13 protein-coding genes are annotated in these 24767 nt (G+C 72.5%); 12 read left to right on the top strand and 1 reads right to left on the bottom strand.

Translation table 11 applies throughout. From position 1 onward, the window contains the following. Window positions 1-4: 4 nt before the first annotated feature. Complete coding sequence (eccD, locus tag ACRAKI_RS33555) at window positions 5-1399, bottom strand: type VII secretion integral membrane protein EccD (RefSeq protein WP_447004494.1); 1395 nt, start codon at window positions 1397-1399, stop codon at window positions 5-7. A 324-nt stretch (window positions 1400-1723) separates the two neighbouring features. Between eccD and eccCa the strand changes: the two genes are divergently transcribed. The 12 genes from eccCa (at window position 1724) to glmM (ending at window position 24542) form a co-directional block, all read left to right on the top strand. Continuing rightward, window positions 1724-5728 carry a type VII secretion protein EccCa gene (gene eccCa, locus ACRAKI_RS33550; RefSeq protein ID WP_447004493.1) on the top strand — a complete coding sequence of 1335 codons (4005 nt, stop codon included), beginning with the start codon at window positions 1724-1726 and terminating at the stop codon, window positions 5726-5728. A gap of 553 nt (window positions 5729-6281) precedes the next feature. After that, window positions 6282-9032 (top strand): BTAD domain-containing putative transcriptional regulator, encoded by a 2751-nt coding sequence (locus ACRAKI_RS33545; protein WP_447004492.1) that lies wholly within the window; start codon window positions 6282-6284, stop codon window positions 9030-9032. Next, window positions 9029-11794 (top strand): BTAD domain-containing putative transcriptional regulator, encoded by a 2766-nt coding sequence (locus ACRAKI_RS33540; RefSeq protein ID WP_447004491.1) that lies wholly within the window; start codon window positions 9029-9031, stop codon window positions 11792-11794. Before ACRAKI_RS33545 ends, ACRAKI_RS33540 begins: the two co-directional genes overlap by 4 nt. Window positions 11795-12405: 611 nt before the next feature. Beyond that, window positions 12406-15135, top strand: coding sequence for a BTAD domain-containing putative transcriptional regulator (locus ACRAKI_RS33535; protein WP_447004490.1), 2730 nt, complete (start codon window positions 12406-12408; stop codon window positions 15133-15135). Window positions 15136-15232: 97 nt separating this feature from the next. After that, entirely contained in the window at window positions 15233-18358 is a 3126-nt protein-coding gene (locus ACRAKI_RS33530) for a BTAD domain-containing putative transcriptional regulator (protein ID WP_447004489.1), read from the top strand. Between the two features lie 138 nt (window positions 18359-18496). After that, a complete protein-coding gene (locus ACRAKI_RS33525) occupies window positions 18497-20308 on the top strand; it encodes a type VII secretion-associated protein (RefSeq protein WP_447004488.1) in 1812 nt (603 codons plus the stop codon). Between the two features lie 15 nt (window positions 20309-20323). Then, window positions 20324-20746, top strand: a complete 423-nt coding sequence (locus ACRAKI_RS33520; RefSeq protein WP_447004487.1) for a hypothetical protein — start codon at window positions 20324-20326, stop codon at window positions 20744-20746. A gap of 146 nt (window positions 20747-20892) precedes the next feature. Beyond that, window positions 20893-21207, top strand: a complete 315-nt coding sequence (locus ACRAKI_RS33515) for a WXG100 family type VII secretion target (protein WP_447004486.1) — start codon at window positions 20893-20895, stop codon at window positions 21205-21207. Between the two features lie 87 nt (window positions 21208-21294). Continuing rightward, entirely contained in the window at window positions 21295-21582 is a 288-nt protein-coding gene (locus ACRAKI_RS33510; RefSeq protein WP_447004485.1) for a WXG100 family type VII secretion target, read from the top strand. Between the two features lie 285 nt (window positions 21583-21867). Continuing rightward, window positions 21868-22311, top strand: coding sequence for a 50S ribosomal protein L13 (rplM, locus tag ACRAKI_RS33505; protein WP_053718450.1), 444 nt, complete (start codon window positions 21868-21870; stop codon window positions 22309-22311). Further along, window positions 22308-22970: a 30S ribosomal protein S9 gene (gene rpsI, locus ACRAKI_RS33500; RefSeq protein ID WP_447004484.1), complete on the top strand. Its 663-nt coding sequence runs from the start codon at window positions 22308-22310 to the stop codon at window positions 22968-22970. Before rplM ends, rpsI begins: the two co-directional genes overlap by 4 nt. Window positions 22971-23207: 237 nt before the next feature. After that, entirely contained in the window at window positions 23208-24542 is a 1335-nt protein-coding gene (gene glmM / locus ACRAKI_RS33495) for a phosphoglucosamine mutase (protein ID WP_447008591.1), read from the top strand. Window positions 24543-24767: the final 225 nt, after the last annotated feature.

Below are 24767 nucleotides of genomic sequence, written 5' to 3'. Positions count from 1 at the left end.
GGCCTCACGCGGCGATGAGCTGGCGCATGGCCACGTAGAGGTCCATCACCGCCAGCGCCAGCGGCAGCACCGCGGCGATCAGGATGGCCTCCAGCACGTCGACCGTGCGGCGCAGCACCGGGGAGAACTTCTGGTGGGGGAAGATCACGCCGAGCACCAGCGCGCCCGCGCCGATCACCACGAGGGTGCCGAACACGAACAGCAGCCGGTCGCCGGGCGAGGACTCCATGAGCCACCCCAGCAGCACGCCCGCGCCGGCGGCCATGCCGCTGGCCAGCAGCGCCACCGCCTGCGCGCCGTTCGCGTAGGACCGGCCGCGCAGCAGCAGCACCAGCGTCACCACGATCGCCAGCAGCGGGCCCCAGATGGAGCCGTTGCCGGCGGCGATCACGGCGAACAGGGCGGCGATGCCGCCACAGCCGATGATCATGCCGGTGAGGTACTCGTGCGCGTTGGCCGTGCGCCGCTCGATCACGGAGTACTCCGGGAAGCCGGTGTCCTCCTTGAGGTCCTCGGCGCTGCCCGGCACGGTCGGCAGCGGCAGCTTGGCCAGCTGGATCGTCAGCCGGGGCAGCGCGGACAGCATCGCCAGCGAGACGGCCGTGGTCGCCGCCGCGATGCCGTGCATCGGGTGGTCGACGAGGATGCCGACCAGGAACGCGATGGCGCTCAGCGCGCCGGCCGTGGCGGCGGCGATGAACACCGTGATGCCGCGGCCGATCAGCATGATCGCGGCCGAGGCGAAGATCAGCACCAGCACGCTGGCGAGCAGCAGGCTCGGCCGGTCGAGCGGGCCGGGCACGATGTAGAGGCCGGCCACGTACGCCATCGGCAGGCCGCCGGCCGCCGCGATCAGCACACCCGTGTCGGTCGCGTTGTAGGACCGCGCCACCACGGCGCCCGCGGCCAGGGCCGCGATGGCCACCACACCCGCGCAGATCGCCGGGGCGAGGTTGCCGCCACCGCCGAACGGGCCGGCCATCAGCACCGCGATCGCGGCCGTGATCAGCGCCAACGCACCCGCGAGGTGGCCGTAGCGCCGGGCCGTGTCCTTGGTCCACGGGCGGAAGCTGTCCGGGTCGGACTCGGCGATCGCGTCGACCACGTCGTCGTACAGCGGGGGCGGCGGGTTCTCGTTGCGCTTGCGCAGCTGGAGCAGCTCGCCGTCGACCACGCCGAGCGACGCGAGCGTGCGGCTGGGGTCAAGCGGGCTGTCGCCGAGCTTGGCCAGCGCCCACCCGCCGTGTCGAACGCCACCGTCCGGAGTGGCCTCCTTGGCCATGTCCAGCAGCATCGGCAGCAGGTCGGCCACCGCGACGTCGGCGGGCAGCGCAACGTCGATACGCGTTCGCGGCGCAACCACCGTCACCCTGCTGAACACCGTCGTACCGGTCGCCACCAGCGCCCCCTAAGTCATGAGTGTGTGCTTGTGGTTCCGCCCGCGACCCTATTGGTGCGGTCGGACGTGCCTGGGTCCGCCCCATCGGAGCGGACGCAGTCCCCATCGGAGCGGACACAGTATGGATGCAGCGGGTGTCCGGGCAGGGCCGTTCCGCGCAACAGGTGGGAGGCGGATTTCACCGACCCCCCGCCTTGCGGGGTTCCGATGCGCCATAGTGTCGGTTGCCACGGGTGGAGCGCACCGCTGGTGGCCCGCCCGCCTGCCCGGTACTCCGGGTCGGGAGGATCGCAACGGGATCGACGCTGAAGAGGTGCCTGTCAGGTGAGCACGCTGCAATTCAAGCGCACGGCACGCCTCGCTGCTCCCCGCCCGCCAGGCGGTGAGGTCCACCTCGAACCGCCCCCCGAGGTGCCCCGGGTCATCCCCGGCAACATCATGATGAAGGCGATGCCCGTCGTCATGATCATCTCATCGGTCGGGATGATGGTGCTGATGTTCCAGTACAGCGCCCGCAGCCCGGCCGCGATGATCATGCCGGGCATGATGCTGATCTCGACCATCGGCATGATGGCCGGCGGCATGGGCAGCGGCAAGGGCCAGAAGAAGGCCGAGATGAACGAGGACCGCAAGGACTACCTGCGGTACCTCGGGCAGATGCGGGACCGCGCCCGTGAGGCCGCCAACGAGCAGCGCGCCGAGCGCGAGTGGGTCCACCCCGACCCGCAGATGCTGTGGTCGCTGGCCACCACCCGGCGGATGTGGGAACGCCGGCAGAACGACCCGGACTTCTGCCACCTGCGCGCGGGCCGCGGCTCGCAGCGGCTGGCGACCCGGCTGGTGCCGCCGCAGACCGGTCCGGTCGAGGAGCTGGAGCCGATCGCGACGCTGGCGCTGCGCCGGTTCGTGCGCGCCCACTCGCTGGTGCCCGACCTGCCGATCTCCATCGCGCTGCGCGGTTTCGCCGCCGTCGGCCTGCTCGGCGACATCGAGGAGAAGCGCGGCCTGGCCCGTGCGCTGCTGGCCCAGATGGCGACCTTCCACTCGCCGGACGACCTGCTGATCGCGGTCGTCACCACCGGCCGCACCAAGGCCGAGTGGGAGTGGATGAAGTGGCTGCCGCACGTGCAGCACCCGCAGATCGTGGACGGCATCGGCCAGATGCGGATGATGGCGAGCTCGCTCGCCGAGGTCGAGCAGATGCTGGACGAGCAGTTGCGCGACCGGCAGCGGTTCACCCGCAACGCGCCGCCGCCCGCCGACCAGCCGCACATCGTGGTCGTGATCGACGACGGCGACGTCACCCGGGAAGAGCAGATCATCCTGGAGGAGGGCCTGGTCGGCGTCACCCTGCTCGACCTGTCCGAGTCGCTGGGCAACCTGACCGCCCGCCGCGGGCTGCGGCTGGTGATCGAGGACGGCAAGCTCGGCGCGCGCAGCGCGAGCGGCGTCGAGTGGTTCGGCGGGCCGGACTGGCTGAGCGTGGTCGAGGCCGAGGCGCTGGCCCGGCGGCTGTCGCCGTACCGGGTCGGTGGTGTCGACACCGGCGGCACCGACGAGGACCCGCTGTCGATGAGCAACAACCCGCCGCTGCTGGAGTTCCTGGGCATCCCCGGCGACCCGATGACGTTCGACGTGCAGGGCGCGTGGCGGCCACGGCCGGTGCGCGACCGCTACCGGGTGCCGTTCGGCATCGGGGAGTTCGGTCAGCAGGTCGAGCTGGACATCAAGGAAGCGGCGATGGAGGGCATGGGCCCGCACGGCCTGTGCATCGGCGCCACCGGTTCCGGCAAGTCCGAGTTCCTGCGCACGCTGGTGCTCGGCATGCTGGCCACCCACTCGTCGACCTCGCTCAACATGATCCTGGTCGACTTCAAGGGCGGTGCGACGTTCCTCGGCCTGGACAAGGCGCCGCACGTCGCCGCGACGATCACCAACCTGGCGGGCGACCTGACCCTGGTCGACCGGATGAAGGACGCCATCGCCGGTGAGGTCTCCCGGCGGCAGGAAGTGCTCGCCAAGGGCAACTACAAGAACGTGTGGGACTACGAGAAGGCCCGGGAGAACGGCGCCGACCTCGACCCGCTGCCGGCGTTGTTCATCTGCATCGACGAGTTCTCCGAGATGCTGACGGCGAAGCCGGACTTCATCGACATCTTCCTCCAGATCGGTCGTGTCGGCCGGTCGCTCCAGATGCACATGCTGCTGGCCTCGCAGCGCCTGGAGGAGGGCAAGCTGCGCGGTCTGGACACGTTCCTGTCGTACCGGATCGGTCTGAAGACGTTCTCCGCCGCCGAGTCGCGGGCCGCGATCGGCGTGCCGGACGCCTACGAGCTGCCGCCCATCCCGGGCTCCGGGTACCTGGGCGTGCAGGGCTCGCCGCTGACGCGGTTCAAGGCGCTGTACGTGTCCGGCCCGTACCGGCCCGCCGGGTTGCAGGTCGCGGGCCCGTCCGCGCCGGTGAGCAGCGACAAGCGGCCCCGGTACTTCGTGCCGGACTACATCGAGATCCCCAAGGAACCGGTCCGGCCGCTCGAACCGGTCAAGCAGGAGAAGAAGGAAGAGGACAGCAACGAGCCGTCCGAGCTGGAAGTCATCGTCGAACGCCTGGTGGGCCAGGGTCCGCCGGCGCACGAGGTGTGGCTGCCGCCGCTCAACGAGCCGCCGTCGCTGGACACCCTGCTGCCGCCGCTGCAGGCCACCGAGGACCGCGGCCTGACCGCGCCCGGGTTCTTCTCCAACGGCAAGCTCCAGGTTCCGCTCGGCGTGGTGGACAAGCCGTTCGAGCAGCGGCGCGACCTGCTGTGGGCGGACTTCTCCGGCGCGGCCGGTCACGGCGCGTTCGTCGGCGGCCCGCAGTCGGGCAAGTCGATGATGCTGCGGACCCTGGTCACGTCCATGGCGCTGACGCACACCCCCGAGGAAGTGCAGTTCTACTGCCTCGACCTCGGTGGCGGCACGCTCGCCGCGTTCGAGAAGCTGCCGCACGTCGGCGGGTTCGCCAGCCGGTTGGACGTGGACAAGGCGCGCCGCATGGTGGCCGAGCTGTCGGGCCTGATCTCCGAGCGCGAGCAGCGGTTCCGGGCGCAGGGCATCGACTCGATGGTCGAGTTCCGCAACCGCAAGCGGCGCGGCGAGATCCGGGACGACAACTTCGGTGACGCGTTCCTGCTGGTCGACGGCTGGATGAACTTCCGGCAGGAGTTCGAGGCGCTGGAGCCCATGGTGCAGGCGCTGGCCGCCCAGGGCCTGTCGTACGGCGTGCACGTGGTCGTGACGGCGAACCGGTGGGCGGAGATCCGGCCCGCGATGAAGGACCTGCTCGGCACCCGGTTCGAGCTGCGCCTCGGTGACACGAGCGAGTCCGAGGTGGACCGGAAGGTCGCGGTCAACGTGCCCGCCGGCCGTCCCGGTCGCGGTCTGTCGCCGCAGAAGCTGCACTTCCTGACCGCCCTGCCGCGCGTCGACGCGTCCTCGGACGCCGGGAACGTGGCGGCCGGCGTGCAGGAAATGATCGGCAAGGTGAACGCCGCGTGGCGGGGCAAGCGGGCGCCGCAGGTCCGGTTGCTGCCCGACCTGCTGCCCTACGCCGACTTCATGGGACAGGTCCAGCAGGTCCGGCCGAACCGGGGTCACCTGGTGCCGGTCGGCGTCAACGAGGACGAGCTGGCGCCGGTGTACCTGGACTTCGACGCCGACCCGCACTTCATGTGCCTGGCCGACGGCGAGTCCGGCAAGACCAACCTGCTGCGCACGATCGTGCGCGGCATCATGACCAGCTACACCTCGTCCGAGGCGCTGATCATGCTGGTCGACTACCGGCGCACGATGCTCGGCTTCATCGACACGGACCACCTGCTGTCCTACGCGGTGTCGTCGGCGCAGCTGACGGACATGATCAAGGACGTCCGCGGCTCGATGACGGGCCGGCTGCCCGGTCCGGACGTCACCCAGGAGCAGTTGAAGAACCGCTCCTGGTGGAAGGGCCCCGAGCTGTTCGTGGTCGTGGACGACTACGACCTGGTCGCGCCGCAGGGCGGGCAGAACCCGTTGCAGCCGCTGGCGGAGTTCATCCCACAGGCCAAGGACGTCGGTCTGCACATCGTCGTCGTCCGCCGCATGGGTGGCGCGTCGCGGGCGATGTACGACCCGATCATGGGCAAGCTGAAGGAGATCTCGGCGCCGATCATGGTGGGCTCGGGCTCGAAGGAGGAGGGCGCCATCGTGGGCAACCTCAAGCCGTCGCCGCAGCCCCCCGGCCGGGGCACGCTGGTCACCCGCAAGCTGGGGCAGCAGCGCATCCAGGTCGCCTGGATCGACCCCGAGTAGTCCCGGACCACGTGGAGGGCCCCGCTTCGGCGGGGCCTTCACGTTCCGGCGTTCCGGGTTTCGGCCGCGCGTCCCGGCGTTCCCCTGCTGCCCGTTTTGGGCTTCGTGGGCGTTGTGGGGCCAAGGACGGGGAGTTTCGCGCTGAGCGGACGGGCGCGGGACGTGGCCCTGGCCCACGGCGCACGCCGGTGCGGCGGAGTGCCGTCGAACCGACGCGTCGTGGTGTCGCCGCAGGCTCGCCGCTTGTCGGAGCGGCCATGCCACCTGCGCGAACGGCTGTACCCGCCGGTGTTGCCCACTGCCGTGCGCGCCCAGGCGGTTGCTCGCGGTGCACGCCCGCCACTGCGTCGGAGCACGCTCGCACTCGACTCGCGCGACCCTCCGGATGTCCGTCTCCTCCTCTATGCTCCGGCCTGCATGTGACGGAGCGGCGGTGGCGGCGCACTCCGAGTAGTGGATCACAGGCGACGGACCACGGGGGACCGTTCCCAGGGGCGTCCCGCACAAGCGGGTCACGGCGGCCTCGCCGCCGCGGCCGGACCGAGGGAGGCGCGTGACGACTGAGTTCAAGGTGCTCGGGCCCCTTGAGGTCTGGCACGGCGGCAGGCAGGTGGCCCTGCCGACGGGCAAGGCGCGGGTGCTGCTGGCGAGCCTGCTGCTGCGCGCCGGCCGCGTGGTCCCGATGGACGACCTCGTCGACCGCCTGTGGGACGGCCGGTCGGTGAACCCGGCCCGCACCAGGGCGACCCTGCACATGGTGGTGACGCGGCTGCGCCAGTCGCTCGGCGAGGCGAACGTGGTGCGGACCGCGACCGGCGGGTACGCGGCGGACGTGCCGCCGGGCGCGCTGGACCTGGACCGGTTCCGCGACCTGGTCGGCCGGGACCGGTTCACCGAGGCGCTGGACCTGTGGCGCGGCGCGCCGCTGTCGGACGTGCCGTCGGACGTGCTGCACGGCGAGGACGTGGTGCCGCTGCTGGAGGAGCGCCTCGACGCGCTGGAACGCAGGCTCGACGCCGACCTGGCCGAGGGCCGGGCCGCCGACGTGGTGCCGGAACTGCGGTCGCTGACCCGCGAGCACCCGTTGCGGGAGCGGTTCTGGGGCCAGCTGATGGAGGCGCTGTCCCGGTCGGACCGGCAGGCCGAGGCGCTGGCCGCCTACCGCTCGGTCGCCGAGCTGCTGGCCGAGCAGCTGGGGGTCGACCCGGGTCCGCGGTTGCAGGAGCTGCACCAGCGGATCCTCACCGCCGCACCGGACGTCACCGCGCGCACGTCGAACGCCTGCGACCCGCCCGCGCCGCAGCAGCTGCCGATGCACACCCGGTTCTTCGTCGGGCGCGAGCACGAGCTGAAGGCGCTGTGGGCACTGCTGGACACGGCCGCGGCGGACGGCACGGTGGTGATCTCCGCGATCAACGGCACGGCGGGCGTCGGCAAGACGACGTTGGCCCTGCACTGGGCGGGTGAGAGCCGCAACCGGTTCCCGGACGGCCGGCTCTACGTGAACCTGCGCGGGTTCGACCCGACCGGTGTGCCGATGAGCCCGGACGAGGCGTTGCGCGGCTTCCTCGGCGCGTTGGGCGTGGCGCGTGAGCGGATCCCGTCCGGGTTGGACGAGAAGGTGGGGCTGTACCGCAGCCTGCTGGCCGAACGCCGGGTGCTGGTGGTGCTGGACAACGCCGCGGACAGCGAGCAGGTCCGCCCGCTGCTGCCCAGCGGTTCGCGCTGCCTGGCGCTGGTGACCAGCCGGAACCAGCTCGGCGGGCTGGTGGTGCGGGAGGGCGCCCGGCCGTTGCAGCTGGACGTGCTGACGGACGAGGAGGCGACCGCGCTGCTGGAGCGGCAGCTCGGTCCGGAGCGGGTGGCGGCCGAGCCGGACGCGGTGCGCGAGCTGATCGGCCACTGCGGGGGGTTGCCGCTGGCGCTGTCGGTGGTCGCGGCGCGGGCGGCGGCGCACCCGGACTTCCGGCTGCGGGCGTTGGCCGGCGAGCTGGCCGACGAGCGGACCCGGCTGGAGGCGCTGGACACGGGCGACGCGACGGTCAGCGTGAAGACGGTGTTCTCGTGGTCCTACGAGCGGCTGAGCCCGCCCGCGGCCCGGATGTTCCTGCTGCTCGGCGTGCACGCCGGGCGGGAGGTGTCGATACCGGCGGGGGCGAGCCTGGCCGGTGTGCCGCCGCGTGCCGCCCGTCGGCTGATGGGGGAGCTGAGCCGGCTGCACCTGATCTCGGAGCCGGAGCCGGGCCGGTTCTCGCTGCACGACCTGGTGCACGCCTGCGCGCGGGACCTCGCCATGGCGCACGAGGACCGGAGCGGCCTGCGCGACGCCATGCGCCGGGTGCTCGACCACTACCTGCACACCGCCAACAACGCCGACCGGCTGCTGTACTCGCAGCGGGAGGAGATCGCGTTCGCCGAACCGGCGCCCGGCGTGGTCGTCCCGGAGTTGACCGAGCGCGCCGACGCGCTGGCGTGGTTCCACCTCGAGCACGCGTCGCTGATGGCCGCGGTCGGGCACGCCGCCGCGCACGGTTTCGACACGCACGCCTGGCAGTTGGCGTGGACCACGACGGCGTTCGCCAGGCTGCGCTCGTTCTGGCACGAGCAGGCGAGGTGCCTGGAGACCGCGCTGGCGGCGGCGAAGCGGCTGGACGACCGGGTCGCGCTCGCCTCGACGCTCCGCGGCCTGGGCCGGATCATGATCCCGCTGCGCCGGTTCGCCGAGTCCGAGGCCAACCTGACCGCCGCGCTGGAGCTGGCCCGGGAGCTGGGCGATCGGCAGAGCCAGGCGCACATCCACCGCCACCTCGCCGGCCTGTACGAGGCGGCGGACCGGCTGCACGACGCCCTGCACCACGCCGAGCAGGCCCTGGAGGTGTTCGAGGCGCTGGGTGATCGCGCCGGGACGGCCCGCGCGCTGAACGCCGTGGGCTGGGCCAGGGCGATGCTCGGCGAGGACCTGCACCGGGCGCTGACCGACTGCGGCCGGGCGCTCGTGCTGTTCCGCGAGGTGAACGACGTGCTGGCGGAGGCGGCGACGTGGGACAGCCTCGGCTACATCCACCACCGCCTGCACGACCTGGACGAGGCCGTCCGCTGCTACCGGGCGGCGCTGCCGAAGTACCGGGAGAGCGGCGACCGCTACGAGGAGGCAGCGACGCTCGAACGACTCGGCGACGCGCACCTGGAGGCCGGCGACCACGCCGCCGCGCGTGCGGTGTGGCGGGAGGCGTTGGCGGTCCTGGACGAGTTGGGCCACGGCACGGCGGACGCGCTGCGGGCGAAGGTGGACGGTCTGCCGTGACCGGTCCCCTGACCCGTTTCCGCGTCCTGGGGCCGTTGGAGGTGTGGCACGGCGACGAGCCGGTGCACTTGCCCGCCGGGCGCACGCGCGTGCTGCTGGCCACGTTGTTGTTGCGCGCCAACCGGATCGTTCCGGTGGGCGACCTGGTCGAACGGCTGTGGGACGAGGACGTGCCGAACGCGCGCAGGGCGCGGTCGACGTTGCACATGGTGGTGACGCGGCTGCGGCAGGCGCTCGGCGCGGCGAACGTCGTGCGCACGGCGACCAACGGGTACGTGGCGGACGTGCCGCCGGAAGCCCTTGACCTGCACCGGTTCCGCTACCTGGCCGCACGGGAGCGCTACGCCGAGGCGCTGGAGCTGTGGCGCGGCGCGCCGCTGTCGGACGTGCGGTCGGACGTGCTGCACCGCGAGGAGGTCACGCCGCTGCTGGAGGAGCACCTGGTCGTGCTCGAACGCCGCATCGACGCCGACCTGGACGCGGGCCGGGCCGCCGAGGTGGTGCCGGAACTGCGGTCGCTGACCCGCGACCACCCGTTGCGGGAGCGGTTCTGGGGTCAGCTGGTGCTCGCCCTCTACCGCTCCGACCGACAGGCCGAGGCGATGGCGGCCTTCCGCGCGGTGCGCGAGGTGCTGGTCGAGGAACTGGGGGCGGACCCCGGTCCGGCGCTGACCGACCTGTACGACCGGATCCTGCGCGACGAGGTGCCCCTCGGCCCGGCCGCCACGGCGTCGCGCGAGGTCCCGCGCCGGGTGCCGCCGCAGGTGTCGCTGTTCGTCGCGCGGGAACGGGAGCTGGCCGCCCTGGACGAGGCGGCGGCGGAACCCGGCGCGGTCGTGCTGCTGCACGGCAGCGGTGGCGTCGGCAAGACCGCGCTGGCGTTGAGCTGGGCGAACCGGCGGCGCGACCGGTTCCCCGACGGTGACCTGCACCTGAACCTGCACGGGTTCGACGCCGAGGGCCGCCCGGTCGAGCCGGTGGGCGCCGCCGAGTCGTTGCTGGTGTCGCTCGGCGTGCTCCCGGAGGACGTGCCGGCGGGGCTGGGGGCGCGCACCGCGTTGCTGCGCGCCACCCTGGCCGGCCGCCGGATGCTGCTCGTGCTGGACAACGCGGCCGACAGCGACCAGGTCCTGCCGCTGCTGCCGGGCACGCCGACCGCCACCGTCGTGGTCACCAGCCGCAACCAGCTGCGCGGGCTGGTCGCCCACCACGGCGTGCGCCGGATCCCGCTGAGCCCGCTGTCCCCGGACGAGTCGACCGAGCTGCTGTCGTCGGTGCTGGGCCGCGACCGGGTGGCCGCCGACCCGGTGGCGGGCAGGCAGGTCGTGGCGCGCTGCACCGGCCTGCCGTTGGCGTTGCGGGTGTTCGCCGAGCGGGTGGCGCGGTTCCCGCGGACGCCGATGAGCGCGTTCGCGGCGGAGCTGGCCGACGAGCGGTCGCGGTTGGACCACCTCAACGCCGACGACGGCGACGACACCGACGTGCGGTCGGTGTTCTTCTGGTCCTACCGCGCGCTCACCCCGGACGTCGCCCGACTCTTCCGGTTGCTGTCGGTGCACCCCGGTCCGGACATCGGCGTGTTGGCCGCCGCCGCGCTCGCGGGTGTGCCGGAGCCGGTGGCGCGCCGGCAGCTGGAGCGGTTGACCGCCGACCACCTGCTCGACTCGCGGGCGCCCGGCCGCTACGAGTTCCACGACCTGCTCCGGGCGTACTCCAGGGAGCTGCCGGACGCCGACCGCGAGGACGCCCTGCGCGCCTTGGTCGAGTGGTACGTCCGCGCGGCCGAGGCCGCCGCGGCGAGGACGCCGTCCTACCGGCCGCACCCCGGTGCCGAGCTGCCCGCCGACGCGGCGGAGTTCGAGATCGGGGCGGTGGCGGACTCCGGCGAGTGGGGCCGGCTGGAACTCGCCAACCTGGCCGCGGTGATCAGGACCGCGGCCGAACGGGGGTGGCAGGCGCAGGCGTGGCGGATCAGCGACGCGGTGTGGTGGATCGTGGACCTCCTGCCCAAGGGCGACGACGTCGCGGAGATCTTCGAGATCGGCTGCGACTCGGTCGGCGAGACGTCCCGGCACCACCTGCGCGGCATCGCGATCAACCACCTCGCCTGGATCTACTCGCAGGTCAACCGGCACGACGCGGCGGTCGAGGCGTTCCAGCGAGGGCTGGAGATCGCGGTGCGGGACGGCGACCGGCGGTTGGAGGGCGTCATCGAGGCGAACCTCGGCGGCGCGTACAGCCGGGTCGGCCGGTACGCCGAGGCGGTCGAGCACCAGTCGCGCGGGCTGGCCGTCGCGCAGGAGCAGGACGACCACCACCGCCAGGCGGCGGCGCACTTCAACCTCGCGTACAGCCTGCTCAGCCTCTACCGGTACGAGGAGTCGCTGGAGCACGGCCTGCGGGCGCGCGAGATCTTCGACAGCCAGGGCGACGGCTACCACTCCGCGCGGGCCACCAGTGTCCTCGGCATGGCGTGCCGCGCGCTGGGCAGGTTCGAGGAGGCGGAGTCGGTGGTGCGCGAGGGGATCTCGGCGCTGACGGCGTTCGCGGACCCGCTCGGCCAGTCGTACCTGTACGACGAGCTGGGCACGGTGCTGCTCTGCCTGGACCGCCTGGAGGAGGCCTTGGAGTCGTGGCGGTACGCGCTCGCGATCTACGACGAGTACGAGGGCGGCCAGGCCGAGGTGGTGCGGTCGTGGCTGGCCGACTACGGGCGAGAACCCCGGACCGACGCCGCGGGGCCCTCAACGGGAAGGTGTTGAAGGCGCCCGCGGTCCGGTCGTCACCGCGCCTGGGGCCGTGCGGTGCGCCGCCCCCCGACGACCCGCCGACCACCGGACCGGCCTGCCCCTCGGGATCCGGTCCCGCGTCCCCCTGGGGGCAGCGGCGGTGAACGGTTTCCACTGTGCACGCCGCGGCTCACAATCGGCTCACGGCGTGCTCACCGGGGTGCCCGAAAGGTGACGTCGTAAGCTGGAGTGCCTGGGGAGCGGCATGACGACCAGGCTCAGGGTCCTCGGTCCGCTGGAGGTGTGGCACGGCCCGGATGCGCCGATCGCCGGCAGGCGCTGGAACGGTGGGGAGTCGAGCAGTCGAACCCGGCCGCGGCGGACGGCTTCGCCGGGGGATCGGGATTCCCCGGTCACGAGTGGCGGTTCGCGCTCGGCTGTTCCCGGTGAACTCCGAGGTCGCCACCGGCGTTCGGACCGGTGGGCGGAGCTGCCGTCGCCGCGATCCGTCCACGCGGTGGACAGCACGAGTCCTGGTGCACCTGGTCGAAGCCGAGGGGGCGTTGGATGACACACGGGCGGTTGACGCTGCCGTTGCCTTCGGGGTCGGGAGATCGTCCGGCCCCACCTCCCGCGGCGACCACGTGATCAGGTTCAACGTCCTCGGGCCGCTCGAAGTGTGGCACGACGCCGAGCCGGTCGTCGTGCCCGCGGGCAAGGCGCGGGTCCTGCTCGCGCTGCTCCTGTTGCGCGCCAACCAGGTCGTCACCATCGACGAGCTGGTGGACGCGCTGTGGCCGGACGCGTCGACGGGTCCGGCGCGGTCGCGCGCGACGTTGCACATGGCGGTGACCCGGCTGCGCCAGTCGCTCGGTGAGGCGAACGTCGTGCGCACGGTGGCGAACGGGTACGTGGCGGACGTCCCGGAGGGTGCGTTGGACCTCCACCGCTTCCGCGACCTGGTGACGTCCGGCCGGTTCGCCGAGGCCCTGGGACTGTGGCGCGGCAGCCCGTTGTCCGACGTTCCGTCCGACGTGCTGCACCCCGACGAGGTCGCACCGCTGGTCGAGGAACACCTGGCCGTCGTGGAACGCCGGATCGACGCCGACCTGGAGGCCGGCCGCACCGGGGAGCTGGTCGCGGAACTGCGGTCGCTGACCAGGGAGCACCCGTTGCGCGAACGCTTCTGGGCGCAGTTGATGACCGTGCTGTTCCGGTCGGACCGGCAGACCGAGGCGCTGGCCGCGTACCGCACGCTGAGCGAGTTGTTGGCGGAGGAACTGGGTGCCGATCCGAGCCCACGCCTCCAGGAGCTGTACCAGCGCGTCCTGACGACCGCGCCGGACGTGGCGGCCGGCGGCCGGACCTCCCCGGTTCCCCGGCAACTGCCCGTCCGCACACCGTTCTTCGTCGGACGGCAGCGGGAGTGCGCCGTGCTGGGCGAACTGCTCGACTCGGCGGCCGACGCGGGCGGCACGGTGGTGATCTCGGCGATCAACGGCGCGGCCGGCATCGGCAAGACCGCGTTGGCCCTGCACTGGGCGACTCGCAACCACCAGCGGTTCCCCGACGGCCAGCTCTACGTGAACCTGCGGGGTTTCGACCCGAGCAACGCGCCGATGAGCCCGGCCGAGGCCGTCTGCGGTTTCCTGGGCGCCCTGGGTGTGACGCGGGAGCGGATCCCGGCCACCGTCGACGAGCAGGTGGGGCTCTACCGGAGCCTGCTCGCGGACCGCCGGGTGCTGGTGGTGCTGGACAACGCCGGTGACAGCGACCAGGTGCGACCGCTCCTGCCGGGCGGGCCGGGGTGCTTCGTGGTGGTGACGAGCCGCGCCCGGCTCGACGGGCTGGTGGTGCGGGAAGGCGCACGGCCGCTGACGCTCGCGATGTTCAGCGACACCGAGTCGGCGGCGTTGCTCGAACACCGGCTCGGCGCGGACCGGGTGGCCGCGGAGCCGGCCGCGGTGGTGCGGTTGATCCGGCACTGCGGCGGGCTGCCGCTGGCGCTCTCGATCGTCGCCGCACGCGCTGCCGCGCACCCGGAGTTCCGCTTGGACGCGTTGGCCGACGAACTGGCCGACGAGCGGACGCGCCTGGCCGCGCTGGACGCGGGGGACGAGGCCACCAGCGTCCAGGCGGTCTTCTCCTGGTCCTACGAGAGGCTGACCACGGCGGCAGCCCGGGTGTTCGGGCTGCTCGGGTCCCACCCCGGCCCGGAGGTGTCCATCCCGGCGGTGGCGAGCCTGGCGGGTGTCGGGTTGCGCGAGGCGCGCACGACCATGGGCGAGCTCAGCCGGATGCACCTGGTCGTGGAGCACGCGCCGGGCCGGTTCTCGCTGCACGACCTGGTGAGCGCCTACGCGCACGACGTCGCGTCGACTCGCGCGGACCTGCGCCGCGACGTCGAGCGGATGCTCGACCACTACCTGCACACCGCCGACGCCGCGGACCGCCTGCTGTACGCCCACCGCGCCGAGATCGAGCTCCCGCCGCCGGTCCCGGGCGCGGTGGTGGTGGAGTTCGCCGACCGCGCCGAGGCCATGGCCTGGTTCGAACTGGAGTACCCGGTGCTGTGCGCCGTGGTCGCCCACGCGGACGAGCACGGGTTCCACCGCCACGCGTGGCAACTGCCGTGGGCGACCACGGCGTTCGCCAGGCTGCGCGCGTACTGGCACGAAGAGGTGAAGTGCCAGCAGGCGGCGCTCCGCTCCGCGAAGCGGTCGGGCGACCGGGTGGGCATGATGTCCGCGCACCGCGGCATCGGCCGGATGTGCGTCATGCTGCACCGGCGTGACGAGTCCGAGCACCACCTCCTGGCGGCGCTGGACCTGGCGCGGGAACTCGGCGACCACCAGGTGCAGGCCCACGTCCACCGCCACCTCGGTGGCCTGTACGAGGTCGCCGACCGACCGCGGGACGCGCTGCACCACGCCGAGCGGGCCCTCGCGTTGTTCCAGCTGCTCGACGACCGCGCGGGCCTGGCCAGGGCGCTCAACGCGGTCGGCTGGAACCGGGCGAAGCTGGGTGACCACGTCCGCGCGCTCGAGGACTGCGAGCAGGCGTTGACCCTGTTCCGCGAGGTGAACGACGTGCTGGCGGAGGCAGCCACCTGGGACAGCCTCGGCTACATCCACCACCACCTGGGCGCGCTGGACGAAGCGGTCAGGTGCTACGAGGCCGCCCTGTCCCTGTACCGGGTGAGCGGTGACCGGTTCGAGGAAGCCGCCACGCTCGAACGCCTCGGGAACAGCCACGAGCTGGCCGCCGCCCGTGCCGCCGCCCGTGCGGCGTGGTCCCAGGCCCTCGCCATCCTGGAGAGCATCGGCCACGGCGGCGTGGCGGCGCTCAGGGAGAAGGTGGCGGAGCCGCCGTGACAATGTCCCCTGGGCGATGACAGCGACGAGCTTGCCGCCGTCGGGAGGGGTCGAAGGTGCGAGGCGCGGTGCGGAGCTGTGGCGCGGGGGGAGAGGCGTGACGACCGAGTTCAAGGTGCTCGGTCCGCTGGAGGTGTGGCACGACGGCGTGCGCCTCACGATTCCGGCCGGTCGGGCGCGGGTGCTGTTGGCGGTGTTGCTGCTGCACCCCAACCAGCTGGTCACGGTGGACACCCTGGTCGACCGGCTCTGGGAGGGCGGCACGCCGAATCCGGCACGGGTGCGCGCGACGCTGCACATGGTGGTGGCCCGGCTGCGCCAGGCGCTCGGCGAGGCGAACGTGGTGCGCACCGTGACCAACGGCTATCTCGCGGAGGTCGGGCCGGGTTCGCTGGACCTGCTGGTGTTCCGCGAGTGGGTGAAGCAGGGCCGGTTGGCCGAGGCACTGGAGCTGTGGCGGGGCGAGCCGCTGCCGGACGTGGGGTCGGACTCGCTGTACCGCGAGCACGTCGTGCCGCTGCTGGAGGAACGGCTCGCGGTCGTGGTGCGCCGGATCGACGCCGATCTGGCGGCCGGCCGCGCGGACGAGCTGGTGGCCGAGTTGCGCGCGCTGACCCGGCGGCACCCGCTGAGCGAGCGGCTGTGGGTGCGGCTGATCCTCGCGCTGTACCGGTCGGGCCGGCAGGACGAGGCGCTGGCCGCCTACGGCGAGATCCGCGCGGCGCTGGCCGAGGAGCTGGGCGTGGACCCGTCCGCCGAACTCCAGGACCTGCACGGCCGGATCCTGCGCGCCGACGACGTGGCGCCGGGTCGCGCCACCGTGCCGCGGCAGCTCCCGCCGGACGTGGCCGGGTTCACCGGGCGGCGGGAGCAGTTGGCGGTGCTGGACGGCATGCCGAAGGCCGCCGGTGGGTTCGTGGCGATCACCGCCGTCACCGGCTCGGCCGGGATAGGGAAGACCGCGCTGGCGGTGCACTGGGCGCACCGCGTGCGGCCGATGTTCCCCGACGGACAGCTGTTCGCGAACCTGCGCGGCTACGACCCGGCGGGCCCGGTGCGCCCTGAGCAGGTGCTCGCGCGGTTCCTGCGCGCGCTCGACGTGCCGGCCGAGCGGATACCCGAGGGCCTGGACGAGATGGTCGGCCTCTACCGCTCGCTGGTCGCGGACCGCCACTTCCTGGTGGTGCTGGACAACGCCGCGTCGGCCGACCAGGTGCGGCCGCTGCTGCCCGGCACGGACACGTGCCTGGTCGTGGTCACCAGCCGGAGCGAGTTGCGCGGTCTGGCCGCACTGGACGGCGCGCGCGCCCTCAGGCTCGACGTGCTGACGCCGGCGGAGTCCGCCGGCCTGCTGCGGGCGGCGATGCCCGAGGCCGCCGCGGCGGAGGTGACCGAGTTGGCCCAGTTGTGCGGGCACCTGCCGCTCGCCTTGCGGATCGCGGTCGCGAACGCGGTGGCGCAGGGCCTCCACCCGTACCTGGCGGCACTGCGCGGGGGTGACCGGCTGTCCCGGCTCGCCGTCGAAGACGACCCGCAGGCCGCCGTCCGGGCCGCTTTCGACCTGTCCCACCGGACGTTGGACGACCCGGTGAGACGGGTGTTCCGACTGCTCGGAGTCGTGCCGGGACCGGATTTCGACCCGGTCGCGGTGGCCGACCTGGCCGGGGTCGAGGTGGGGGACGCGGGTCGCGCGCTGGACCGTCTCACCTCCGCCAACCTGGTGCAGCACGACGGTCGGGGCCGATTCGGGCTGCACGACCTGGTCCGGGAGTACACCCGCGAACTCCTCGACGACCGCGAGACGACCGAGGGCCGGTCCCGCCTGTTCGACGGGTACCTCCGCCGCGCCGTGGCGGCGTCGACGCTGCTGTACCCGCATGCGCGGGCGACGACCACGGCGGAACCGGACACGAGCGCCTTCTCCGACCACGACGAGGCTCTGCGGTGGTTGGAGACGGAGCGCCTGAACCTGCTGGCCGCCGTCGCGGACGCCGCCGAGCACGGGCCCCGGCGTTATGCGTGGGACCTGCTGTTCGCACTGAGGCTGTTCACCTGGACCCGCAGGCTCTTCGACGGGTGGGCCGAGACGAGCCGGGTGGCCCTCGCCGCCGCCCGGTCCGAATCCGACGACGTCGGGCAGATGGCCGTGGGGATCTGCCTCGCGATCCACGACCACTCGTTGAGCCGGCAGGCGGAGGCGATCGAGCACTTCCGGCGGGTGGTCGCCATCGGCGAGCACGGTGCGTGGCCCTGGGGGAAGGCGATCGCGCTGGGCGGGCTCGGCAACGTCTACCAAGAGCAGGGACAGCTGGTGCTGGCCGCGCGCATGTTCCGGCAGGCGCACGCCGTCAACCGGGAGAGCGGGTCCACGAGGGGCCAGGCGGTCACCCTGTGCAACCTCGGCACGGCCCTGTTCGACAGCGGCGCCCTCGCCGACGCCAGGGCGGCCCTGGAGGAGTCGTTCGACCTCCTCACTGCGGCCGGCTCGCAGGTAGGGCAGGCCGTTGTCCTCAACGTGCTCGGCGGGGTCAGCCTGGCGGAGGGTGACGCCGACGCCGCCCGGGAGCTCCAGGACCGGGCGCTGGAGTTGTTCCGCGCCACCGGGCACCGCCGCGGGGAGGCGGCCACCCTGGACAACCTGGCGGCGATCGCCCGCCACCTCGGCGACTACCCGGTGGCCGCGGGGCTCGCGCGGGAGGCGCTGGCCATCGCGGAGGACACCGATGACCACTGGAACCGGATCGACGCGTGGAACGCGCTGGCCGCCGTGGAGCACCGACTGGGCGACACCCGCGCGGCCGCGGACCGGTACCGGGCCGCGCTGCGCGGCGCCGCCGAGAGCGGCTACGCGCTGGGCGAGCTGCAGGCGCTGATCGGCGTGGCACTGGTGGAGCCGGGCGACGACGGTGCGCTGCCGGCCGCCGGCCGGGCCGTGGAGCTGGCCTCGACCATGGGCGCGCGGATGGTCGGCGCCCGGGCGTTGGCCGCGTTGGCGCGGGTCCACCGGGCCCGCGGCGACCGGACGGCCGCGCGGTCGGCGGCCGAGTCGGCGTTGGCGACGCAGCGGGAGCACGGGTACCGGCCGGACGAGGCCAGGACCTCGCTGCTGCTCGGTGAGCTGATCGGCGGTCGGGAGGCGAGGTCGTTGCTCGAACGCGCACTGGAGCTGGCGGGGAGCATGGGCATGCCGGAGGCGGACGAGGCGCGAAAACTGCTCGGGTGACCGCGATCGGTTCGCCCGAGGTGGTGCGCGGGGCTGATCGAGGTGCTCACCGCCACCGTCACACGACCTGCCGACGGGCACACCGGCCCGTGAGGTATGCATATGCGGAGCCCGCCCCGGCCGACGAGGGGATGACGGATGAGCTTGCGCGTGGCGGTGGACTTCGGCACGTCCAGCACCTGCGTCGCCATGTCCCTGCGCGGCCGTGAACCGCAGGTCGTCGTGGTCGACGGCCAGCCGATCATGTCCTCGGCGGTGTTCGCCGCGGCGGACGGCACGCTGTTCGTCGGCCAGGAGGCGGAGCGCCAGGCCGCCGTGGACCCGTCCCGCTACGAGCCGCACCCCAAGCGCCGCATCGACGAGGGCGAGCTGCTGCTCGGCACCAGCGTGCTGCCGGTGGCCGACGTCGTGCGGGGCGTGTTGACCAGAGCGGTGGACGAGGCGCGTCGCGTCGCCGGCGGCGCGCGGGTCGACCTGCTCGTGCTCACCCACCCGGCCGACTGGGGCGCGATCCGCACCCGCGTCCTGCTGCAAGCCGCCCGCGGGCTCGGCCAGGAACTCCGCCTGGTGCCCGAGCCGGTGGCGGCGGCCGTGTTCCACTCCGCGACCCACGCGATCCAGGACGGCGCGGCGCTGGCCGTGCTGGACCTCGGTGGCGGCACGGTCGACGCCAGCGTGGTCGCCCGCCGGGGCAGCACGTTCCGGGTGCTCGCCACCAAGGGCGACCCCGGCTTCGGCGGCGCGGACGTCGACCAGGCGCTGCTGGAGCACGTCGGCTCGCTGGTCGCGCCGGGTGACCCGGACGCGTGGCGGCAGCTCGTGGAGGGTCGGGAGATGGCCGACCGCCGCAAGCGCCGGGTGCTGCGGCAGGACGTGCGCGGCGCCAAGGAGACGCTGTCCCGGCACGCCTACACCGACGTGCCGATGCCGCCCCCGTTCCCCGACGCCCACGTCACCAGGACCGACCTCGAACGCCTGATCAGCGCACCCCTCAACCGCGCCGCCGCGCTCGTGGTGACGGCCGTGCGCGACGCCGGGCTGGACCCGCGCGGGCTGGCCGGCGTGTTCCTGGTCGGCGGGTCGAGCCGCATCCCGCTGGTCGCCCGGCTGGTGCTGGAGCAGTCCGGCGTGGTGCCGACGAGCATCGACCAACCCGAGACGGTGGTGGCCCGCGGCGCGCTGCGGGCGGTGAGCGTGGACCCGTTGCGGACCGGCGCGCTGCCGCCGGGCGGGGGCGACGTCACCCAGAAGATCACCGAGGGCCAGACGACCCGCAAGATCACCCGGCGGATCACGCCGCCGTCACCGCCGTCCGGGTTCGCGCAGCCCCACTTCTTCTCCCCGCCGCCTCCACCGCCACCGCGCAAGAGCCGGGTGCCGCTGATCGTGACGGTCGTCGTCGCGGTGCTCGCGGTCGTCGGCGCCTCGGTGGCGTTCGCGCTCAGCAGGAGCGGCGTCGGAGCCGGTGGGCCGACCACACCGCAGGCCACCACCACGTCGGCCACCACCACGTCGGCCGGCGGGAAGACCATCGCGCAGTACGACTACAGCTTCGTCGCGCCGCCGGGGTGGCAGCAGACCGGCGGTCAGGTCGAGAGCCGCAAGGTGCTGCTCGAACCGGAATCGGCGGAATCCGACCTGGACGTCATCGTGGTCGAGGAGCGCAAGCTCACCTATGACGCCACCCGGGACCGGACCCGCGCCGAAACGGAACTGCGCGACCAGTACGACGCGCGCGTGAACGTGTCCGATTTCGACCCTTCTGCCAGCTTCGCGGCCAAGGATGTCGTTTACTACCGGGAAGAGGCGGGTCCGGCCACCATCGACTGGTACGTGCTGTTCCAGGACGAGGTCCAGGTCAGCGTCGGTTGCCAGTACCCGGAGGACGGGCGTGACCGGGTCCGCCCCGCGTGCGAGCAGGTCGTCCGCACGCTGACCGTGACCAGCTGACTTGTGGGGATTGTGATGACCGGCATCCCGGAGGCGTTCGCCCGGTTCCGCTCGGACCTCGACGCCGCGGTGACCAGGGGCAGGCGTGCGGCAGCCGCCGCCGGCGCGAAGAGCGCGGCCCAGCGCGACCGGAACCGGGAGCTGGCCGAGCAGGCCAAGGCGCGGCAGGTCCGGCCGGACCGGCACGCGGCCACGTCACCGGACGTGCAGCGCGTCGCCACCGGCTTCCGCCGGCACCAGGGGCTGCCGGTCGAGGAACTGCCGCCGGCCGCCGAACTGCTCGCGCCGGAGAAATCGCAGGAGCAAACGCACGCAAATGCAAATGCGGCCCCCGAACGGCCCGTGCTCGGTTCCCGCGCGGTCGCCGGCCCGAGCGGTCAACTGCCCCCCGAAAGCGGCGATGACGAGGACTTTTCGCAAGCGCGAATCCTCTACTGAGGGTGTTCGGACACCCCGGGCGTTTACAACCGCAACTACTTCTCAAGAAGTCGGGACAGGGTGGAACCGACCGTGGGAAGGTCTGCGTCGTAAGAGGCGTAGGAACGAAGAGCGCCTGATCTCAACGACCTAGGGGGTCACAACCAATGGCTGGTTACTCCACCGGAGCACCCGAGCTGTTCCAGGCCGCGAAGGACATCACCGGCACGAACCAGAACGTGCAGGGCATCCTCGGCCAGCTCCGGAACACCGTGGACGGTCTGTCCGGTGCGTGGGTCGGTAGCGCCGCGGACGCGTTCAACAAGCTGATCATGCGCTTCGACGAAGACGCGAAGAAGCTCCAGGAGGCGCTGCTCGCCATCGCCGAGCAGATGGACTCCACCGCTGTGACCTACGTCCAGGAGGAAGAGGCGCAGTCGCAGGAGATGTCGCAGATCGCCGGTCGTCTGGGCGGCGCCTGATTTCATCCGGAATTCATTTCCGGATCGCGCTGGTGCTTCACCTTCGCTTCGCATTGCCTCTTTCGACTCAACTTCCAAGGGGAGAACATGAACGACCGCATCAAGGTTGACTTCAACCAGTTGGGCAGCGCCGCCGCGGACATCAGCGGCCAGGCGTCCAAGGTCGAGTCCGAGCTGGAGAACCTGAAGTCCCGGATCGCGCCCGTCCTCGCGCAGTGGGACGGTGGCACGCAGGAGGCCTACCGCGCCGCGCAGGAGAAGTGGGACACCTCCGCCGCCGACCTCCAGCAGGTGCTCGCCACCATCGGTACCGCCGTCGCGTCGGCCACCGAGGCCTACCAGGCCGCCGAGCAGCGGAACACCCAGCGTTGGTGAACCAGGTCACCTCCGCGTGACCGCCGCATGAGTCGCGGGCCCCGGGATCCTCGAGGATCCGGGGCCCGCAGCCGTGTGCCCGGGCGGCGTTCCCGCCCTGTTCCAGCCGGTTTCGGAGGGGCCGTTTTGACCCGCCCCGACCTCAACCGGTATCTTCCTACGTTGTTGTGCGGTAACTGGTGCGTACTATGCGTACCTCGTGTTCTGGTCCTCTGCCCACCTGGGGTCTCTGGCCTGAGCAGCCGCCGCAATGACCCCAGACGCAAGTGACGACGAGGTAGACCCGTGCGCACGTACAGCCCGAAGCCCGGCGAGGTGACCCGAACCTGGCACGTGATCGACGCCCAGGACGTGGTGCTCGGTCGGCTCGCCACCCAGGCCGCGACGCTGCTGCGCGGCAAGCACAAGCCGACTTACGCCCCACACGTTGATACCGGTGACTTCGTCATCGTCATCAACGCGGACAAGGTGGCGTTGACCGGCAAGAAGCGTGACCAGGAGTTCGTGTACCGGCACTCCGGTTTTCCGGGCGGCCTGAGCCAGCGCTCGTTCGGTGAGGTGCTCGACACCCGTGCCGACCGCCTGGTCGAGAAGGCGATCAAGGGCATGCTGCCCAAGAACCGCCTCGGCCGCGCGATCGCGGGCAAGCTCAAGGTCTACACGGGACCGAACCACCCGCACGCTGCGCAGCTGCCGCAGCCGTTCGAGATCAAGAAGGTCGCCCAGTGACCGAGAAGCAGACCGAGGACATCGACGTGACCACCCCTGAGGCCGAGCTCGAGACCGAGGTCGTCGAGACCGAAGCCGTCGACGCGGAAGCCGCCCCCGAGGCCGAGGCCGCGGACGCGGAGGCCACCGACGCGGAGGCCACCGAGGTCGAAGCCCCCGAGGCGGAGACCGAGGCCGAGCCCGAGGTTGAGGCGACCGACGCCCCCGAGGCCGAGGCGACCGACGCCGAGGCCGAGCCCGGCCCCGTGCGGCACACCCTGAACGCGGGTGCGCACCACCTCGCGCAGACCGTCGGCCGCCGCAAGCAGGCGATCGTCCGCGTGCGGCTCCTCCCCGGCAGCGGCAAGTTCACCCTGAACGGGAAGTCGATGGACGACTACTTCCCGAACAAGGTGCACCAGCAGCTCATCCGCGAGCCCCTGGTGACGACGGAGAAGCCGGAGACGTTCGACGTCATCGCGACCCTGCGTGGCGGCGGCACCACCGGCCAGGCCGGCGCGCTGCGCCTCGCGATCGCGCGTGCGCTGATCGCCGTCGACTCCGAGGACCGCCCCGTCCTGAAGAAGGCCGGCTTCCTCACCCGTGACCCGCGGGTCAAGGAGCGGAAGAAGTACGGCCTGAAGAAGGCCCGTAAGGCGCCTCAGTACAGCAAGCGCTGACCTTTCACCAGGTTCGGCGAGCACCATCCTGCGGGAGCAGTCAGTTCTTTCCTCGAACTGCTGCTCCCGCAGTGCATTTCCGGTGTGGTTCTGCGAGTGTCGATTCACGCGGTCGTCCGATTCACCGCACCGCGACAGCGGTTCGCGGGTCGGCGCCGTCACAGTTGTCTGAACGTCCTGAATTGCCGGCACCGCCGGCGCGTAGTGCTCGGTTCACCCATGGAGGACACGGCGATCATGGCTCGGCTGTTCGGCACCGACGGCGTACGCGGTCTCGCCAACGCGGACCTGACCCCCGAACTCGCGCTGTCCATCGCCGCCTCGGCGGCGCGCGTGCTGGCCGAGCACGACCGCTCGCACCGCCCGGTCGCGGTGGTCGGCCGTGACCCGCGCGCCAGTGGCGAGATGTTGGAGGCGGCCGTGGTGGCCGGCCTCACATCGGCGGGCGCGGACGTCCTGCGGGCGGGCGTCCTGCCCACCCCGGCGGTCGCCTACCTGGTGTCCGCGCTGGGCGCGGACGTCGGCGTGATGATCTCCGCCTCGCACAACCCCATGCCCGACAACGGCGTCAAGCTGTTCGCCGCGGGCGGGCACAAGCTCCCGGACGCGGTCGAGGACGAGATCGAGCAGAAGCTCGGCGACCGCGAGCACCGCCCGACCGGCGCCGGCATCGGCCGCGTCCGCGACATCGAGGACGCCGAAGGCCAGTACGTGCAGCACCTGCTGAAGGTGACGCCGCACCGCCTGGAGGGCCTGAAGGTCGTGGTGGACTGCGCGAACGGCGCCGCCTCCGTGGCCGCGCCGGACGCCTACCGCCGCGCGGGCGCCGAGGTGGTCGAGATCCACACGGGACCGGACGGCCTGAACATCAACGACGGCTGCGGTTCCAACCACGTCGCGAAGCTGTGCGCCGCCGTGGTCGAGCACGGCGCCGACCTGGGCATCGCGCACGACGGTGACGCGGACCGCTGCGTCGCGGTCGACGCCGACGGCAACGACCTCGACGGCGACCAGGTCATGGCCGTGCTGGCGCTGGGCATGAAGGAGAACGGCGAGCTGACCGACAACACCCTGGTCGCCACCGTGATGAGCAACCTCGGGTTGCACCTGGCGATGCGCGAGCACGGCATCGCCCTCAAGACCACCGCCGTCGGCGACCGCTACGTGCTGGAGGAGCTGCGCGCGGGCGGGTACGCGTTGGGCGGTGAGCAGTCCGGGCACGTGATCCTCCCGGCGCACGCCACCACCGGTGACGGCCTGCTGACGGCGTTGCGCCTGATGGCGCGGATGGCGGAGACCCGCAAGCCGCTGGCCGAACTGGCGGGCGTGATGCGCAAGCTGCCGCAGGTGCTGATCAACGTGGTCGTCGGCGACAAGGCGGCGGTGGCGAAGGACGCGGCGGTCAACGAGGCCGTCGCCGCGGTGTCGGCGGAGCTGGGCGACACCGGCCGGGTGCTGCTGCGACCGTCCGGCACCGAGCAGCTGGTCCGGGTCATGGTCGAGGCCGCCACGCCGGAGCTGGCCGAGTCCGCCGCACAACGGTTGGCCGGTGTGGTTTCCTCGGTGCGCTGATCGTCGGAGAAGGGGATTCGCCGATGCTGGTCGTCGGACCGATCGTGCTGATCGTCCTTCTCGGACTCGTGGCCGCGGTGGTGGTGGTCACCGTGGTGGTGACGAAGAACCGCAAGCGGCCACAGGGATACCCACCCGGTCACCTCCAGCCGCCCGGCCACCCTCCGCCCGGTCACGGCCCGCCCCAGGGCTACGGCCGGCGGCCCTCACCCGCAGCATCCCTAC

This window comes from Saccharothrix isguenensis (assembly GCF_052936305.1).
Note: the sequence above shows the minus strand (reverse complement) of the source record. Positions and strands in the feature narration are given on the sequence as shown.